At 70.7% G+C, this 16,339-nt stretch carries 16 protein-coding genes; 9 read left to right on the forward strand and 7 right to left on the reverse strand.

The annotated features are described in order from the left end of the window. Positions 1–14: 14 nt before the first annotated feature. The 3 genes from ACTJIY_RS10665 (at position 15) to ACTJIY_RS10675 (ending at position 5,142) form a co-directional block, all read left to right on the forward strand. The gene (locus ACTJIY_RS10665) at positions 15–224 is read left to right on the forward strand and encodes an SEC-C metal-binding domain-containing protein (RefSeq protein WP_440674315.1); all 210 of its coding nucleotides are present in this window, start codon (positions 15–17) and stop codon (positions 222–224) included. Between the two features lie 610 nt (positions 225–834). Next, complete coding sequence (locus tag ACTJIY_RS10670) at positions 835–4,605, forward strand: NACHT domain-containing protein (RefSeq protein WP_440674274.1); 3,771 nt, start codon at positions 835–837, stop codon at positions 4,603–4,605. A 6-nt stretch (positions 4,606–4,611) separates the two neighbouring features. Continuing rightward, positions 4,612–5,142: a DUF6912 family protein gene (locus ACTJIY_RS10675; protein WP_440674275.1), complete on the forward strand. Its 531-nt coding sequence runs from the start codon at positions 4,612–4,614 to the stop codon at positions 5,140–5,142. Positions 5,143–5,193: 51 nt separating this feature from the next. Here ACTJIY_RS10675 and hisN read toward each other — a convergent pair whose 3' ends face one another. The 4 genes from hisN to ACTJIY_RS10695 form a co-directional block, all read right to left on the reverse strand. Next, a complete protein-coding gene (gene hisN, locus ACTJIY_RS10680) occupies positions 5,194–5,988 on the reverse strand; it encodes a histidinol-phosphatase (RefSeq protein ID WP_237843429.1) in 795 nt (264 codons plus the stop codon). A gap of 57 nt (positions 5,989–6,045) precedes the next feature. After that, a complete protein-coding gene (rsgA, locus tag ACTJIY_RS10685; protein ID WP_440674276.1) occupies positions 6,046–7,119 on the reverse strand; it encodes a ribosome small subunit-dependent GTPase A in 1,074 nt (357 codons plus the stop codon). After that, complete coding sequence (gene aroA, locus ACTJIY_RS10690; RefSeq protein ID WP_440674277.1) at positions 7,119–8,474, reverse strand: 3-phosphoshikimate 1-carboxyvinyltransferase; 1,356 nt, start codon at positions 8,472–8,474, stop codon at positions 7,119–7,121. The genes rsgA and aroA overlap by 1 nt, the downstream gene beginning before the upstream one ends. A gap of 71 nt (positions 8,475–8,545) precedes the next feature. Then, positions 8,546–9,238 carry a DoxX family membrane protein gene (locus ACTJIY_RS10695; protein WP_440674278.1) on the reverse strand — a complete coding sequence of 231 codons (693 nt, stop codon included), beginning with the start codon at positions 9,236–9,238 and terminating at the stop codon, positions 8,546–8,548. Positions 9,239–9,531: 293 nt separating this feature from the next. Here ACTJIY_RS10695 and ACTJIY_RS10700 point away from each other — a divergent pair, with 293 nt between their 5' ends. Both ACTJIY_RS10700 and rsrA read left to right on the forward strand, forming a co-directional pair. Beyond that, positions 9,532–10,245, forward strand: a complete 714-nt coding sequence (locus tag ACTJIY_RS10700) for a sigma-70 family RNA polymerase sigma factor (RefSeq protein ID WP_440674279.1) — start codon at positions 9,532–9,534, stop codon at positions 10,243–10,245. Further along, positions 10,242–10,577, forward strand: coding sequence for a mycothiol system anti-sigma-R factor (gene rsrA / locus ACTJIY_RS10705; RefSeq protein ID WP_244286228.1), 336 nt, complete (start codon positions 10,242–10,244; stop codon positions 10,575–10,577). Before ACTJIY_RS10700 ends, rsrA begins: the two co-directional genes overlap by 4 nt. A gap of 110 nt (positions 10,578–10,687) precedes the next feature. On the opposite strand, the gene ACTJIY_RS10710 is transcribed toward rsrA, so the two are convergent. Next, positions 10,688–10,762: a 50S ribosomal protein bL37 gene (locus ACTJIY_RS10710; RefSeq protein ID WP_099052597.1), complete on the reverse strand. Its 75-nt coding sequence runs from the start codon at positions 10,760–10,762 to the stop codon at positions 10,688–10,690. A 184-nt stretch (positions 10,763–10,946) separates the two neighbouring features. On the opposite strand from ACTJIY_RS10710, the gene ACTJIY_RS10715 reads away from it, so the two are divergent. The 3 genes from ACTJIY_RS10715 to ACTJIY_RS10725 all read left to right on the forward strand — a co-directional run bounded on the left by ACTJIY_RS10715 (position 10,947) and on the right by ACTJIY_RS10725 (position 13,349). Beyond that, positions 10,947–11,876 carry a DUF4097 family beta strand repeat-containing protein gene (locus ACTJIY_RS10715; RefSeq protein WP_253053293.1) on the forward strand — a complete coding sequence of 310 codons (930 nt, stop codon included), beginning with the start codon at positions 10,947–10,949 and terminating at the stop codon, positions 11,874–11,876. Beyond that, positions 11,876–12,475, forward strand: coding sequence for a PadR family transcriptional regulator (locus ACTJIY_RS10720; protein ID WP_253053295.1), 600 nt, complete (start codon positions 11,876–11,878; stop codon positions 12,473–12,475). Before ACTJIY_RS10715 ends, ACTJIY_RS10720 begins: the two co-directional genes overlap by 1 nt. 70 nt (positions 12,476–12,545) lie before the next feature. Further along, positions 12,546–13,349 (forward strand): DUF4097 family beta strand repeat-containing protein, encoded by an 804-nt coding sequence (locus tag ACTJIY_RS10725; RefSeq protein ID WP_253053297.1) that lies wholly within the window; start codon positions 12,546–12,548, stop codon positions 13,347–13,349. Between the two features lie 73 nt (positions 13,350–13,422). Here ACTJIY_RS10725 and ACTJIY_RS10730 read toward each other — a convergent pair whose 3' ends face one another. Beyond that, positions 13,423–14,037, reverse strand: a complete 615-nt coding sequence (locus tag ACTJIY_RS10730; RefSeq protein WP_231581755.1) for a GDSL-type esterase/lipase family protein — start codon at positions 14,035–14,037, stop codon at positions 13,423–13,425. A gap of 101 nt (positions 14,038–14,138) precedes the next feature. After that, a complete protein-coding gene (locus ACTJIY_RS10735; RefSeq protein WP_440674280.1) occupies positions 14,139–15,053 on the reverse strand; it encodes an aldose 1-epimerase family protein in 915 nt (304 codons plus the stop codon). A 108-nt stretch (positions 15,054–15,161) separates the two neighbouring features. Between ACTJIY_RS10735 and ACTJIY_RS10740 the strand changes: the two genes are divergently transcribed. Beyond that, entirely contained in the window at positions 15,162–16,157 is a 996-nt protein-coding gene (locus ACTJIY_RS10740) for an aldo/keto reductase (protein WP_440674281.1), read from the forward strand. The last annotated feature ends 182 nt before the right edge of the window (positions 16,158–16,339 follow it).

Below are 16,339 nucleotides of genomic sequence, written 5' to 3' on the forward strand. Positions count from 1 at the left end.
GCCCCGACCGCCAGGTGCCGCTCTCCTACAGCGCGCCGAGCGAGGACGGCACCGGCCAGGCCGTCGTCTCGGGTGACGCGAGCCGGCGGTCGCGCCGGGCGCTGCACGGCGAGGCGAGCGCGGTCGAGAGCGACGGGCGCACGTTCCCCGGCACCCCACGCAACGCGCAGTGCCCGTGCGGCTCGGGCAAGAAGTACAAGGTTTGCCACGGGCAGAACGAGTAAAGAGCCTGGACCCACCCGGGAACGCTCAACGGCGACGGAGCATGTGAAGGCGGGGTGTGTGCCGCATAAGGGCGGCACACACCCCGCCTTTGCACGCTGAGGGCCGCGCGAACCGCGCCGGCGCTGCACCCGATGCAACTCAAAATCGAACCGCTCGCCGACCAGCGAGTTGGTCCCGAAGGAACTATGGCTCGGTGATTCTGACGGAACCTTCGAGGACGAGGTCTTCCTGGCAAACCGCGGCCGTGGTCCCAGCCGGGCGACAAGCGAGGCTAACGCCTTCAGCTGTCGTCAACTCGTGAAGCCAAAAGACGTGATCCGTGCGCCCCTGTAGGGCGACACGTCGAACGTGACAGTTGGCAAACGTGTCACTCTGCGGCATCCTCTTCTAGTGGACTACGACCTGTCGCGTCTTGGAAACCGAGAGTTCGAGCACCTGAGCCAGTCTCTTCTGCGCGCGGAACTAGGGCCAATAGTGCAGATTTTCGGTGATGGTCCCGACGGTGGCCGAGAGGCCCAATGGGAGGGAGCCATCGCACCTCTCCGTGGTCACGAGCAATGGGATGGTCTCGGAGTGCTCCAGGCGAAAGCCCGGAGAGATAACCGCGATGTGGAGGACAATCGCAAGTGGCTTATTGGACAGATCGAGTCCGAACTTAAATCCTGGCGGGACTCAACGAAGAGGCTCCGGAAGCCCGATTACATACTGATCGCCACGAACGTCCGTCTCTCGCCGTACCCGGGTGGAGGAATCGACGATATCAATCGGCAGGTGGAGGAACTCGCAGCCGCCTTCCTGCCCAGCCTCAAGAACTTCAGGGTGTTTCATCTCGATGACATTCGGACCTTGCTCGACAAGCATGGCGAAATTCGTCGAGCCTACGCCGCATGGGTTACCCCAGGCGATGTCATCAGCAGCCTCCTCGATGAGAAAAACGACCGCGAGCGAGAGCTGCGATCGGCACTGCTATCCCATGCTGGACTGATGCTTGTCGACGACAACCGCCTAAACTTGGCGCAGGCTGGCAGTGCCTCCGAGGCGGGAAACTCAATGCCTGAGGTCTTTACCGACGTTCCGTTCGCGGTCGACAACGCGCGCTATACAAAGATATCAGCGCTCGAATCGGATTCAGAAGAACCCGATCAGGGCATTGTTCCTCATCTGGTTCAAACCTCAGACCGAAAGACCGAAGCCAGTCGACGCCATTCAGGGGCCAACCCGCGTGTCGTCCTCATCGGTGGTCCGGGGCAAGGGAAATCGACTGTGACGCAGTACCTTGCGCAGGTCTACCGAAGCGATTTCCTGCGGGACACGTCCACGGCATCTATCAGCAACATCCGGGACGCGATTGGCAGGGTCGATGAGAGTATGCAACGACTAGGTGTGGAGCGCCCGGTCTCCCGCAGATGGCCTATTCGGATCATCATGACCCGACTCGCAGACACCCTCAGCAACGGTCGAGCGCGCAGCCTGATCGAGTACATCGCCCTTCTGATTAATGAGCGCTCGGGTCGCAGTATTACTTCGGAAGATATTCTCAAATGGCTCCGAGAGTATCCGTGGCTCCTCCTGATCGACGGTCTGGACGAGGTGCCGGATAGCAGCAATCGCGACGAAGTTCTACGTGTGATCTCTGACTTTTTCGTCGAGGTGGCCACAGCAAGCGCCGATGTAGTCACCGTGTGTACGACAAGGCCGCAGGGCTACAGTAACGAATTCGATCCTGCGGAGTACAAGCACCTCGTCCTAACGAAACTGCCACCCAAGACTGCGCAGGCCTTCGCGGACTCGTTCATCTCCCTACGCAACGGTGCGAACAGCGATCGCGCAAACGAACTTAAGGCAAAGATGGGCGCGGCATTGGCCACAGATGCGACGGCGCGCCTTATGGGTTCGCCTTTGCAGGTCACAATTATGGTGATGCTGATTGAGCGGCTGGGCCAGGCGCCAAGCGATCGTTGGCGACTATTCAATCAGTACTACCGCGTGATATTCCAGCGGGAGCAGGAAAAGAACACTCCCCTGGCCACCCTCTTGCGCGACTACGAAAGCGACATCGACGCGATTCATCGATCCATCGGGTTCAAGCTGCAATCCAGAGGCGCCGAGGCGGGTGGGACGTCTAGTTCTATTGATCGGGAAGATCTAGAGCAGGCAATCGTTGATCGCCTGACCTCGCAGGGGCATGACCCTAGCGAGGCCGAGGCGTTGCGTCTACGCTTTTCCGAATTGGTGACGGACCGGCTAGTCTTCCTGGCGACCATTACCTCCGACCGCCTTGGGTTCGAGATCCGCAGTCTCCAGGAGTTTATGGCGGGCGAGTATATCGTTGACCTGGAACCCGAGACCCTCTGGGTGACCGTAGAAGAGTATGCGCGTATTGACTATTGGCGGAACACAATTCTCTTCGCCGCGGGTAAGATCTTTGCGGACCGCGAAATCCTTCGTGATGGACTTGTCACTGTATGTGAATCGCTGAATTGGTCCGGACTTCCAGATGCACTGCCGATGCAAGGGAGCACTCTCGCCCTTCGAATTCTCGCCGATGGAGCGACAGTACGTGCGCCGAAGTATGAACGCCTATTGGCGGAAAGAGCGATCCTGTTACTCGACGGACCATATACTGCCGAATGTGGCGACTTTGCTAGCATTGCGCACTCGTCTCGTGTGCGGGAGGTGCTTGTCCGAGAAATCCCGACCTGGGACGGTATGGATCTGTCTGCGCTGCTAAACCGCGCCTTTGTGGTCCACAGTCTGGCGGAACGGGAAAGGCAGTGGGCCGTCCCCTTGCTGCTCGACCTTGTGGTTCGGGCGCCGCGCGAGGCGCGACTAGCCCTGCTCGGTCTCGCGTCGGAACTTGAGTCGCGCCTTCTGTTCGAGATCCTGGAGGCTGGAGACTTGGACTACACACCGAATGACTTTGTTCTAGCCGAATCGGGGTTCCGGTTCGCGGGCGATCCGGAGTCGGTTGAAGGACTGGGGCAACTTGAATCGATTGCCTCGCTCTTTCGGGAGCGATTCCGCGCCGCGAGCGAGACGTTCCTTCGGTTTTTGCCGACAGCGTCATCGAGCGAACTGCAGGTCGTGGGTTTGGGCGACGCCCATTCGGGAGAGTTGTTCGATGTTCTCTCGCGGTTTCGGCCCGGTGCTGAAGAGGCTTGGGGGCCGGCTTTCGCGTCCGGGGCATTCTGTCGCCAGCCGAGCGCCGAGACGCTTGCGGCGTTCTTTGATGCATGTTCTGCCACCGTCGAGTGGGATATCGGTAGGTTTCGTGTGCCGTGGGTACTTGGTGAGTTTCTAGGTCGCGCCAGTTACTTCTCGCGTGCGGTCGGATCTGCACCGGAGGCGCTATCGCAGTTCTGGTCTTGTCTTGCCGCGATGGCAAGGGCCGGCGAGTTCGGCGAGCTTGATGATTGGTTGCGTGCCGAACTCCGTTGGTCGCGCGACGGCTTCGCAATCCTTGACGAAACTTGCCCATATCGGGAAATTAGCGTGTCAGGTCATGTAGCGTACATACCGGAGTTGCGATCCGTCTCTGAGGTTGGGTTCCCCTACTTCGCGTTACTGGTGACGCAGAACATCGGTGAACAAGGAGTGGTCGAGGAACTGACGTCGGTTATCGAAGCGCTCCTTCCGAATGAGTCCTCGCAGGCGGATCCATGGGTCCAAGAGAAGTTCTCGGACCTGGCATTCTTCCTCGGGAGCATGGCGACCATTGCGCTACGCGAGGGGTCGAGGCGTGGCGCGCCAGTTATCGGCGATTCAGGGACGGCCGCGGAGGCGAATGATCGAGAGCAACGTCTGGTGAGCGCGCTCGTTGCAACAGCCGATACTCCTTTGAGTTCCTGGCGGCATCGTTGGGTTCATGTTGCGTGGCTTGACTTGCTGTCCGAGGACGAGTTGGAGCGAGTTGTTCTCGGGGGGCGGGTCGACGCATCCGCGCGGAGCAACTTCAGCGCGCAATACGAGAGCAGTGATTTGGCGAAGAAGCTTCTTCGTATTTGGTGTGACAATCCGAGTTGCTGGTGGGCGTTTAGGATCGCCCTGGCTGCACATTGGCGAACGGTCTCTGAGGAGGTGCGTTTGATGGAGTCGGAGGACGTGTCTTCGGGCCTCTCAGGTCAATTGGGGGCGCTCTTTAGGCTTTTCCAGGGGTCAACTGCGGCGCTCGAGGCTGGGGCCTTGGACCCGGACCTGCGAGCAGTATTCGAGCCGGCGTTGGGTGAGGGCTTCATCGGCCAGGTGCCTATTGTGCTCTTTCTGGCAGAACTTCCGCGCGATTACGGCGACGTGATGCGGCGGAGGATCGTCTGGTTGCTGTCGTCCGAGAAGCCGTTTGTTTGTCAGCGCGCCTTGCACGGCTTTGAGATGGCGTCATAATTGACCATGCGCATATACCTTCCCGCGACGCTCGACGAGCTCGACGCCGTCACCGTGACCGCCGACGCCGCCCGCTGGAGCGTCGCCCCGCGCGGCGCCCACGCCGTGACCGCCGCGCTGACGCGCGCGCTGCCCGACGAGGACGAGGAGGGCCTGGAGTACGCGGCCGCGCTGGAGGCGGCGGACGACTCGCTCGCGCTCGTCGCGGCGCGCCCGGACGCGCCGCGGCAGCGGCTCGTCGTCACGCTCGAGGTGCCCGACGGCGCGGTCCAGGTCGTGGGGGCCGAGGACTCGGACGACGAGGACGCGCCCGCGCCGAGCGCCGTCGAGGTGCTGCGGACCGTGCCCGACGTCGCGATCGTGTGCGTGCACGTCGACGAGCCGGAGGCGGTCGGGGACGTCGAGGCCGTGCTCGCCGCGGCGGACGACGACGGTCCCGACGCGGACGCCGCGCTCGACGCGGCCATCGAGCGGGTGGGCGAGCGCGACCTGCTCTGGTACGACTGGTCCGAGCTCAAGGACGTGCCGCGCGGCTGACACCGGGGCGAACTCGGGGCGAACAGGGGCGCCGCCGGGGCGACGAGCCCGTCAGCCCAGGCGGCCCAGCACCTCGTCGTGCAGCAGCCCGTTCGTCGCGACGGCGTTGCCGCCCCACGGGCCGTCGGCGCCGTCGAGCGACGTGAACCGGCCGCCGGCCTCGGTGACGATGGGGACGAGCGCGGCCATGTCGTAGAGCTCGAGCTCGGGCTCGGCGGCCGCGTCGGCGGCGCCCTCGGCGACGAGCATGTACGACCAGAAGTCGCCGTAGCCGCGCGTGCGCCACGCGCCGCGCAGGAGGTCGAGGAACGGCTCGAGCTTTCCGCGCTCCTCCCAGCCGTCGAGCGACGCGTAGGCGAACGAGGCGTCGGACCACGACGAGACGCCCGACACCTGGAGCCGTGAGGCGGCGGCGAGCGACTTGCCCGTCCATGCGCCGGTACCCTTCGCGGCCCACCAGCGCCGACCCAGCGCGGGTGCCGAGACGAGCCCGACGACGACCTCGTCGCCGTCGGCGAGCGCGATGAGCGTCGCCCACACGGGCACGCCGCGCACGAAGTTCTTGGTCCCGTCGATGGGGTCGACGATCCAGCGCCGCGCGCCGTGCCCGGTCTCGCCGAACTCCTCGCCGACGATCGCGTCGCGACCGCGCGCCCGGCCGAGCTGGCCGCGGATGATCTCCTCGGCGGTGCGGTCGGCGTCGCTCACCGGCGTCGAGTCGGGCTTGGACTCGACGTGCAGGTCGAGAGCCTTGAACCGGGACATCGTGTGCGCGTCGACCTGGTCGGCGATCACGTGGGCGAGGCGCAGGTCGTCGTCGTAGCCGCGCGTCGAGGGGGGCGTCATGGCTCACACCGTAGCGGTGCCTGCCCGGGGCGAGGGAGGCGCCGCGCGGGCCAGGGCTCAGGCGGCGCCGGTGCGCGAGGCGAGCACGCGGCGGAACGACTCGAGCCGTGCCGCGCGGGCGGCGCGGGTCTCGTCGTCGGGCGACGTCTCGACCCACTCGTCGAGCGCGCAGTCCGGGGCGTCGTCGAGGTGGGTGCACCCGCGCGGGCAGTCCGCGGCGACCGCGTCCAGGTCCTCGAACGCGTGCAGCAGGTGGTCGACCTGCACGTGCGCGAGGCCGAACGACCGCACGCCGGGGGTGTCGATGACCCACCCGCCGCCCGGCAGGCGCAGCGCGACGGCCGACGTCGACGTGTGACGGCCGCGACCGGTGACGTCGTTGACGTGGCCCGTCGCGCGCTGCGCGTCCGGGACGAGCGCGTTGACGAGCGTCGACTTGCCGACGCCCGAGTGCCCGACGAACACGGACGTGCGTCCGGCCAGCGCCTCGCGCACCGCGTCGAGCGGCTCGATCGCCCAGCCGTCCGGCGCGAGGCCGTCGGGCGCACGCCGCGTCACGACCACGGAGACGCCCAGCGGCTCGTACAGCGCGCGCAGCGGGCCGGGGTCGGCCAGGTCCGCCTTGGTGAGGCAGAGGAGGACGTCCATGCCGGCGTCGTACGCCGCGACGACGCACCGGTCGATCATGCGCGTGCGGGGTTCCGGCTCGGCGAGGGCCGTGACGACGACGAGCTGGTCGGCGTTGGCGACGATCACGCGCTCGTAGGGGTCGGTGTCGTCGGCCGTGCGGCGCAGCACCGACGACCGGTCCTGGATGCGCACGATCCGCGCGAGCGACCCGTCGTCGCCGGTCACGTCCCCGACGAGGTCGACCCGGTCCCCGCACACGATCCGCGTGCGGCCGAGCTCGCGCGCCTTCATCGCGAGGACCGTGCGCTCGTCCTCGCCGGTCGCGTCGCCCCCGTCCGGGCCGTCGTGCCCGACGAGCAGCGTGTACCGGCCGCGGTCCACCCCCGTGACGAACCCCGTGACCGCGTCCGCGTGCTCGGGCCGCTGCTTGGTGCGGGGACGGCTGCCGCGCTTGCCGGGGCGCGAGCGGAAGTCGGACTCGTCCGGGACGCGGCGGGCCATCAGCGGGCCGCCGCTCCCTCGCCGGGACCCGTCCCGCCGCCGAGCATGCGCTGCCACATGTCCGCGAACCCGGGCAGCGTCTTGGCCGTCGTCTCGACGTTCTCGACGCCGACCCCCGGGACGCGCAGGCCGATGACGGCGGCGGACGTCGCCATGCGGTGGTCGTGATAGGTGCGGAACAGTGCGCCGTGCAGGGGGCGCGGCGTGATGACCAGGCCGTCGCGCGTCTCCTCCGCCTGCCCGCCGAGGCGGGTGATCTCGGTCGCGAGCGCCGCGAGCCGGTCGGTCTCGTGCCCGCGCAGGTGCGCGATGCCGCGCAGGCGGCTGGGGGAGTCCGCCAGGGCCGCCAGCGCCGCGATCGTCGGCGCGAGCTCGCCGGCCGCGTGCAGGTCCACGTCGACGCCGCGCACCTCGCCCGTGCCCGTCACGGACAGCACGTCGCCGTCCAGGGACGCGGTCGCGCCCATCGACTCCAGCAGCTCGGGGACCATCGCGCCGGGCTGGGTCGTCGCCGTCGGCCAGCCCGTGACGCGGACGGTCCCGCCCGCGACGAGCGCGGCCGCGAGGAACGGCGCGGCGTTCGACAGGTCCGGCTCGACCTGCACGTCGCGCGCCGCGATCGGACCGGGCTCGACCCGCCAGATCGCGGGCCGGGAGTCGTCGACGACGACCCCGACCTCCCGCAGGACCTCCACCGTCATCTCGATGTGGGGCATGCTCGGCAGCGTGTGGCCGATGTGCCGGACGGTGAGGCCCTGGTCGTAGCGCGCGGCCGCGAGGAGGAGGCCGGAGACGAACTGGCTCGACGCCGACGCGTCGACGTCGACCGACCCGCCGCGCACCCGGCCGCGGCCACGGATCGTGAAGGGGAGCGTCGTCGGCAGCCCGTCGCCGTCGCCCTCGACCGGGACCTCGAGCGCGCTGAGCGCGGCGAGGACCGGACCCATGGGGCGCACGCGCGCGCCCTCGTCGCCGTCGAACCGGACCGTGCCGTCGGCGAGCGCCGCGAGCGGCGGGAGGAAGCGCATGACCGTGCCGGCCAGGCCGCAGTCGACCTCCACGGGGCCGCGCAGCGGACCGGGGGTCACGTGCAGCTCGCTCGGCGACGCGCCCTCCTCGACGCCGACGCCGAGCGTGCGCAGGGCGGCGATCATGAGGTCCGCGTCGCGGCTGCGCAGGGCACCGCGCAGCGTCCCGGGCCCGTCGGCGAGCGCGGCCAGCACGAGCAGCCGGTTCGTCAGCGACTTCGACCCCGGGACCTCGACGGTCGCGTCGAGCGGCCCGCCCGCCGTGGGCGCGGCCCAGCCCTCGTCGACGGAGGGGGGCACGGGCGCGGCGGAGGGCGTGGTCGTCATGGCTTCCAGGCTAGTGGAGGGACCGCGCCCGACGGCGGAGGGTCCCGCCGCGCGGACGCGTCCCGCCCTCGTCAGGCGACCTTCGCCCGGACCGCCGCCTCGGCGTCGTGCACGGCCCCCGCGGCGAGGCCGGCCGCGTGCTGGGCCGCCTCCTGGGCGGCCTTCGTCGCCCGCCGCGCCGAGCGCCCCGCCTCCTTGGCCGCGTTCTTCGCGGAGCGACGGGCCTCCTTCGCGGCTCCCCGGGCCGAGGCCGAGACGTCCTTCACGGCGCTCCTCGCGCCCGCGACCGCAGCCTCCTGCTTCGCCTGCCTGGCGAGCGCGAGGTCGTGCCGGGCCTTCTCGAGGCGCCACTGCACGCCGGGCCGGCCTTCGTAGTCCGCGCCCGCGATGAGCGCCGCGCCGATCGCGCCGACGTTCGCCACGAACTTCCGCGTGCGCTCGGCGCGCGTCGCCTCGCCCGAGGTGAAGGGCTGGTTGACGACCGCGAGGGGCACCGTGAGCGCGGCGAGGGTCAGGGCCGCCGTGCGGGGCGCCTTCCCGACGGCGAGGAACAGGCCGGCGACCGCCGTGGCCGCGCCGTGCGCGCGGACCAGCGTCGCCACCTGACGGTCGCTCAGCGGCACGTCCACCCCGGCGCCCTTCTCGACGAGGTCCACCCCGCTGCGCGCCGCACGGACGTGCTCGGCGGGCTTGAGGGCGGCCTGGACGCCGTCGTAGACGAACCAGGAGGCCAGCATGGGCCTCGCGAGGTGACGCAGCAGCATCGGATCTCCTTCGTGAGCCGGACGGTCCCAGCCTGCCCTCCGGGGGACGCCCGCGCCACCCACGACGCGCGTGCGCGCCGCGCTGCCGGGCCGCCCCGGGCCGCGGGAATGCGGGAGGGTGCCCGCGGGTTGCACCACTCGTGACCGTCCTGCTCGAGACTCCCGCACCCGCCGCCCGGGCCGTGTCGTCGACCCCCGAGGCGCCGACGGCGGACGCGGCGTTCGCCGCCGCGTGGTCGGCACCGGTCACGTCACCGGACACCCAGACGAACAGGGGACTAGGCTCGTTGTTGATGACAGAGCGAATCTCAGGCAGCGACGTCTCCGGCAGCCCCGCGACGACGTCGGGGACGGCGCCGGTCGAGGGCACGCTGCCCACGGACACGGACGCCGAGGACACGAACCGCGCGCCGCAGACCGAGAGCGACGCCGCGCGCGCCGCGCGGTTCGAGCAGGACGCGCTGCAGTACCTCGACCAGCTCTACTCCGCGGCGCTGCGCATGACGCGCAACCCGTCGGACGCCGAGGACCTGGTGCAGGAGACCTTCGCGAAGGCCTTCGCGGCGTTCCACCAGTACCGGCCGGGCACCAACCTCAAGGCGTGGCTGTACCGCATCCTCACGAACACGTTCATCAACACGTACCGCAAGAAGCAGCGCGAGCCGCAGCAGGCGCAGACGGACGACGTCGAGGACTGGCAGATCGCGCGCGCCGCCTCGCACACGTCGCAGGGGCTACGCTCCGCCGAGGCGGAGGCGCTCGACCGGCTGCCGGACTCGGACGTGAAGCGCGCGCTGCAGGAGCTGCCCGAGGACCGGCGCATGGTCGTGTACTACGCGGACGTCGAGGGCTTCCCCTACAAGGAGATCGCGGAGATCATGGGGACACCGATCGGCACGGTCATGTCCCGCCTGCACCGAGGCAGGCGCCAGCTGCGCGAGCTGTTGGCCGACTACGCCGTGAGGCGAGGACTGGTGGGGGCCAAGACCCCCGGAGGTGAGTCGTGAGCACGTCAGAGAGCCGGATCCCGGGGCGCGGCCCGGTCGAGGAGTCGGTGACGCCCATCCCGCACTCGACCGCGGGCGAGTCGGAGTGCGAGCACGCGCTCACGCACCTCTACGAGTACCTCGACTCGGAGATGACGCCGGACGACGAGCTGCGCATGCGCGCGCACGTCGCGCACTGCTCGCCGTGCCTCGCCGAGCTGAGCGTCGAGGAGCTCGTCAAGCAGCTCGTGCGCCGCTCGTGCCACGAGAAGGCGCCGGCGGGGCTGCGGGAGCGCATCCACACGCAGCTCACGGTCATGGTCACGACGACGACGGTCGTCGAGACGCGCTGAGGCCCGCCCCGCGGAGGCGCGGCCACCGCGGGGAGCGAGGAACGAGAGAGGGTCCGGACCGACGTCGTCGGTCCGGACCCTCTCGCCATCCCCCGGAGGGGTGCGCCGTCTCAGGCGTTGGGGCGCTTGCCGTGGTTCGCGGCGTTGCCCTTGCGGCTGCGACGCTTGCGTCCGCGCTTGCTCATGATGTTCTCCTGACGATCGGGGAGCCCCGCCGGTCTCGGCGGGTCAAGTCCGCCCACCATCGTCCCACACGCGACCCCTTGCCTCGGCCGAGCACGCGATATATCGTGTTTGGCGGACGAGATATATCGCGAGTGCCCGCGACCGCCGCCACGGCGCCGGGGCGCGACCAGGACGGAGCGCAGGATGACGCAGGAGAGCTGGACCGTCACCGGGCCGCAGGCCATCGACCTCGCGCGTGTGCGGACGCTCGACGCGACCGTCATCGGCGGGCGCATCGACGTCGTCGCGCACGACGACCCGACGCGCACCGACACGCGCGTCGAGGTCCACTCGGTCGTGGGCCGCCCTCTGGAGGTGCGCCTCGAGGGGACCACGCTCCGGGTCGGCTACGGGCCCTTCGTCGCGGGCTGGAAGGGCTTCCTCGAGCGCTTCCGCACCTACACGGGCAAGGACGCGGCCGACGTCCACGTCGCCGTGCCGGCGACGACGACGGTCAAGGTCGCGACCGTGCAGGGCGAGGCCCTCGTCGCGGGCGTGCGCGACGGCGCCCGGCTGGCGACCGTCTCCGGCTCCGTGATGACGAGCCGCACGCGCGGCGAGCTCCGTGTCGACACGGTCTCGGGCGAGGTCTCGGCGAGCGAGCACGACGGCCCGGTCCGCATGGACTCGGTGTCCGGCGGCCTCACGGCGACCGGCGCCCTCCGCTCGCTGCGCCTCGACTCGGTCTCCGGCTCCGTCACCGTCGACACCCGCACCACCCCGTCCGAGATCACCGTGAGCGCCGTCTCCGCCGACGTGCTCGTGCGCCTGCCGGACCCCGACGCGATGGACTACGCCATCCGCTGCGTGAGCGGGCGCCTCCTCGTGGACGGCACGGAGCAGCGCGGGTCCGCGCGCTCGTTCCACCAGCCCGCCCGGTCGGGTGCCGGCTCGCCGGTCCGGGTCTCCGCCGTCTCCGGCGACGTGACCGTCCTGCGCGGGGCGCCGGACGAGACGTCGTGGGACGCGGCCGGGCACCCGGTCGAGGACGCCCCGGTCGATGCCGACGCTCCCGCGTGGGGGAGCCCGGGGGCTCGCGGCGCCGCGCCGTCGAGCGGGCCGGTGGACCGCTGATGGCCACCGTCTTCGCGCACGGCGAGCTCCGGCTGTACCTCCTGGCGCTCCTCGACAGCGGTCCCAAGCACGGCTACGAGCTCATCACCGAGCTCTCGGAGCGCTTCGGCGGCACCTACCGGCCGAGCGCGGGGACGATCTACCCCCGCCTCGCGCGGCTCGAGGACGAGGGGCTCGTGCACCGCAGCGCCGACGGACGCAAGACGACGTACGAGCTGACGCCCGCCGGGCGCGCGGAGATCGAGGCGCGCCGCGGGGACGTCGCCGCGCTGGAGCACGGCATCGCCGAGACGGTGCGCCAGCGCGCCGAGGCGCTGCGCGCCGACGTGCAGGGATCGCTGAAGGGTCTGCGCGCCGAGCTCGCCGCCGCGGCCCAGACGGCGCGCGCCCGCCCGCGCGACGGCCGGCCGGACCCGCGCCGCGGCGAGTCCTACGCGTGGCGCATGGAGGCCGAGGCGCTGCTCCAGCGCTTCCGCGAGGACGTGCGCGCGGACCTGCGCCGGGCGGACGCCGCGAGCGTCGTCTCCGAGCTCACGGTCGACACCCTGCGCACCGTGCTCGACAGCGCGCGCAAGGCCGTGCGAGCGACTCTGCCCTGACCGACGATCACGAGAACCCCTCGACGCACGCACCGCACCCCGAACCAGAGAACCGAACGAGGAGAAGCGCATGAGCACCGAGTCCTGGGTCATCAACGCCCCCCAGACCGTCGACGTGGCCGACGTCCGACGCGTCGTCGTCCAGCTCACCGACGGCGCGGTCGACGTCGTCGCCGACCCCGCGCGCGAGGCCGGGGCGCACCTCGACGTCAGCGAGGTGTCCGAGCGCCCGCTGCAGGTGAGCGTCCACGACGGCGAGCTGCGCGTCGGCTACGACTTCGCCGGCGTCGAGGGCCTCGTCGAGCGGGCCAAGGGCCTGCGCGACAAGGACCGCGCCGTCGTCCGGCTCACCGTCCCGGCGCACGTGCCCGTCAAGGTGACGACCGCGCGCGCCGCGGCCTCCGTCGTCGGGTCGCGGGCCGACCTGTCCGTGACGACCGCGACCGGTGCCGTGCGTGTCCAGGGGGTCTCCGGCACGGCGTCGATCAAGACGGCCACCGGCGCGGTCGACGTCGGCGAGCACGTCGGCGACGTCCACGTGAGCACCGCGTCCGGGGCGGTCACGCTCGGCGGGACGCTCGGCCGGGTGTCGGTCAACACCGTGACGAGCGGCGTCGAGGTCGTGGCGCGCGAGAGCACGCCGCTCGTCGACGCGCGCACCGTCTCCGGCGACGTGGCCGTGCGCCTCGGGGCCGGGTCGCCGGTCAACCTCAAGGCCCGCAGCGTCACGGGCAAGGCCGTGCTCGACGGCGTCCGCCTGGACTCGGCCGCGCAGCGCACGACGTCGGTCGACCACGTCGACCAGCCGGGCGCGGGCGGCGCGTACGTCTCCGCGAACACCGTCTCCGGCGACCTCACGGTCTCGCGCGGCTGAGTCTCTCCCGCGAGGTAGAGGCCTGGTCGCTACCGGGCCTCTACCTCGCGCTACCGGGCCTCTACCTCGCGGGTCAGACCGTGTCGTCGGGGAGGCCCAGCCAGGCGTGCCAGCCGGTGTGCAGCACGAGCCACGCCATGAGCCCGTAGCCCGCCTGGCCCGGGAAGCCGTTGCCGCTCTGCGCGAGGTCCGCGAGCCACTGCTCGTGCGTCACGAGCGGGCTGAACGTGTCCACGTACGGCACGCGGCGCCGGTTCGCGACGTCCGAGAAGGCGTGCGAGAGCTCGGCGAGCCGCTCGGCGTCCTGCGCGTGGCCCGGCGGGGGGCCGACGACGAACGTCGGCAGGCGGTGCGACTCCGCGACGTCGAGCACGTTCGCGAGGTTGAGGCGCGAGCGGGCGACCGAGAGCCCCGCGTCGAGGTCGTGACGGCCGAGGCCGATGACGAGACGGTTGTCCACGTCCGGCTCCGGGGCGAACCGCCGCGCGGTCTCCGCCTCCCAGCGCTGGCTGAGCGCCGTCGTCGTCTCGCCGGGGATGGCGAGCGGGAACACGTACGCCGGCTGGGGGAAGCGGGTGCGCGCGACGACGCGCCCCGCCCACCCCAGGGCCTTCGCGTCGCCGACGCCGGCGCTCAGCTCGTCGCCGACGACGCAGATCCGTACCTCTCGACTCACGGCGTCCTCCACGGGCGCCATTCTCCCCGACGCGGACGGCGTGGGTCGAAACGATCCCGTGGCGACGGCGTGTCCAGCCGGGCATATCGGACGGACCGCCCACCGCCCGCCGATCAGAGCAGCGTCGCGCCCCAGACGACCTCGTGCGAGGCGCCCGGCTCGAGCCGCACGAGGCGCTCGCCGGTGCGGAACGCGTCCGCGACGCAGCTCATCGGCTCCGCCGCCACGCCGGACCGGCGGAACGCGACGTCGCCGACGTGGTCGCCCGTGCAGACCTGCCACGTGTCCATCGAGCCGTCCATCCAGACGGCGGACGTGCGGCCGTCGGGCGCGGACAGGCGCATCCAGGACAGGCCGTCGGCGTCGCGCAGCACGTCGACGTAGGCGTCGTCGAGGTCGACGCCCGCGAGCAGGCGCGGCTCGCGCAGGTCGTAGCTCCCGGCGGCCGGCTCGGTGCCGGTGGGCAGGAGCCGCTCGTCGGTCGTGACGCGGGTCGCGGCGTCGAGGCGCAGCGTGCACTCGTCGAGGTTCGCACCGTCGGCCGACAGCCACGGGTGGAAGCCGATGCCGTACGGCGCGGTCGCGGTGCCGACGTTCGTCGTCCGCACGTGGACGCGCAGACCGGCGTCGTCGAGCGAGTAGGTGACGCGCGCGACGAGGTCGAACGGGTAGCCGGGCGACGGCGGCAGGTGCAGCTCGAGCGTCGCGCGCGAGGCCTCGTGCTCGACGACGACCCAGCCCTGCCAGCAGGCCAGCCCGTGCAGGGCGGTGCCCCGGTCGGGCTCCGACACGGGCACCTGGTACGTGGTGCCGTCCACCTCGTACGCGCCGTCGCGCAGCCGGTTGGGCCAGGGGAGCAGGACCGCGCCGTTGAACGCGGGCGCGACCTCGTCCTCGGGGAAGGAGGTGAAGACGGGCCTGCCGCCCACCGCGTACTCGCGCACGGCCGCTCCGACCTCGGTGATCGTCGCTGCGTGCTCGCCGTGGGCGATGCGGACCTGGGTTCCCGAGGGGGCATGGGTGTTCACGCTCACATACGGTACTCGGCGTGCGAGCGTGCGCGATGCGCTCTCGGCAGTCAGACTCGGTGCCCGGGTGTGTCTCCCGGCGCACCCGACGGAGCACGAGGAGGAACGATGGAACGACAGGTGCTCGGACGCACGGGACGGCTCGTCTCGGTCGTCGGACTGGGAACCTGGCAGCTCGGCGCCGACTGGGGCGACGTGAGCGAGGACGACGCGCGCGCCGTGCTCGACGCCTCGGCCGAGGCCGGCGTGACGTTCTTCGACACCGCGGACGTCTACGGCGACGGGCGCAGCGAGCAGATCATCGGCGGCTACCTCGCGGACAACCCGGGCCACGCGATCACGGTCGCGACCAAGATGGGGCGTCGTGAGGCCCAGGACGCGGACAACTTCACGCTCGCGAAGTTCCGCGAGTGGACCGACCGGTCGCGGCGGAACCTCCGGACGGACCGCCTCGACCTCGTCCAGCTCCACTGCCCCCCGACGGCGGTCTACTCGCGCGACGAGGTCTACGACGGGCTCGACACGCTCGTCGCCGAGGGCGCGATCGCGAGCTACGGCGTGAGCGTCGAGACGGTCGACGAGGCGCTCACCGCCATCGCGCGCCCCGGCGTCGCGACGGTGCAGATCATCCTCAACGCGTTCCGGCTCAAGCCGCTCGACGCCGTCCTGCCCGCGGCGTCCGCGGCGGGAGTCGGGGTCATCGCGCGCGTGCCGCTGGCGTCCGGGCTGCTGTCGGGGAAATACACGAAGGACACGACCTTCGCCGCCGACGACCACCGCACGTACAACCGCGACGGCAGCGCGTTCGACGTCGGCGAGACGTTCTCGGGCGTCGACTTCGAGACCGGTGTCCAGGCGGCGGGCGAGTTCACCACGCTCGTGCAGGACGTCGTCGGGCAGGAGCTCACGCCCGCCCAGGTCGCGATCGCGTGGGTCTGGCAGCAGCCCGGCGTGTCGACCGTCATCCCCGGCGCGCGCAACGTCGAGCAGGCCCGCTCGAACGCCGCCGCGGGCGAAGCGGACGTCCTCGGCCCGCTCTTCACCTCGGGCGTCCGCGAGATCTACGACCGCCACCTGCGCGAGAAGATCCACACCCGCTGGTGACCCGCGAGATCGACCCGCACGTCGCCAGATCGACCTCCTGAGGGCCGATCTCGGACGCACGGGTCGATCTCGCGCTGCGCGAGCCGCCGTGCCCAACCCCGGGCGCGACGGCGTCGGACGCACCGACGACGAAGGCCCCCTCCGCACGGAGGGGGCCTTCGTCGTGTCCGGTGCGAGGAACC

Source organism: Cellulosimicrobium sp. 22598 (genome assembly GCF_052044445.1).
In the GTDB taxonomy this organism is placed as follows: Bacteria; Actinomycetota; Actinomycetes; order Actinomycetales; family Cellulomonadaceae; genus Cellulosimicrobium; species Cellulosimicrobium cellulans_G.

What these genes read in the sequence shown, in the direction of transcription:
- ACTJIY_RS10675 (WP_440674275.1), top strand. Translation starts at nt 4,612, where the DNA reads ATGCGCATATACCTTCCCGCGACGCTCGACGAGCTCGACGCCGTCACC.
- ACTJIY_RS10720 (WP_253053295.1), top strand. Translation starts at nt 11,876, where the DNA reads ATGGCCACCGTCTTCGCGCACGGCGAGCTCCGGCTGTACCTCCTGGCG.
- aroA (WP_440674277.1), bottom strand. Translation starts at nt 8,474, where the DNA reads ATGACGACCACGCCCTCCGCCGCGCCCGTGCCCCCCTCCGTCGACGAG.
- ACTJIY_RS10700 (WP_440674279.1), top strand. Translation starts at nt 9,532, where the DNA reads ATGACAGAGCGAATCTCAGGCAGCGACGTCTCCGGCAGCCCCGCGACG.
- ACTJIY_RS10695 (WP_440674278.1), bottom strand. Translation starts at nt 9,238, where the DNA reads ATGCTGCTGCGTCACCTCGCGAGGCCCATGCTGGCCTCCTGGTTCGTC.
- ACTJIY_RS10740 (WP_440674281.1), top strand. Translation starts at nt 15,162, where the DNA reads ATGGAACGACAGGTGCTCGGACGCACGGGACGGCTCGTCTCGGTCGTC.
- ACTJIY_RS10715 (WP_253053293.1), top strand. Translation starts at nt 10,947, where the DNA reads ATGACGCAGGAGAGCTGGACCGTCACCGGGCCGCAGGCCATCGACCTC.
- rsgA (WP_440674276.1), bottom strand. Translation starts at nt 7,119, where the DNA reads ATGGCCCGCCGCGTCCCGGACGAGTCCGACTTCCGCTCGCGCCCCGGC.
- hisN (WP_237843429.1), bottom strand. Translation starts at nt 5,988, where the DNA reads ATGACGCCCCCCTCGACGCGCGGCTACGACGACGACCTGCGCCTCGCC.
- ACTJIY_RS10725 (WP_253053297.1), top strand. Translation starts at nt 12,546, where the DNA reads ATGAGCACCGAGTCCTGGGTCATCAACGCCCCCCAGACCGTCGACGTG.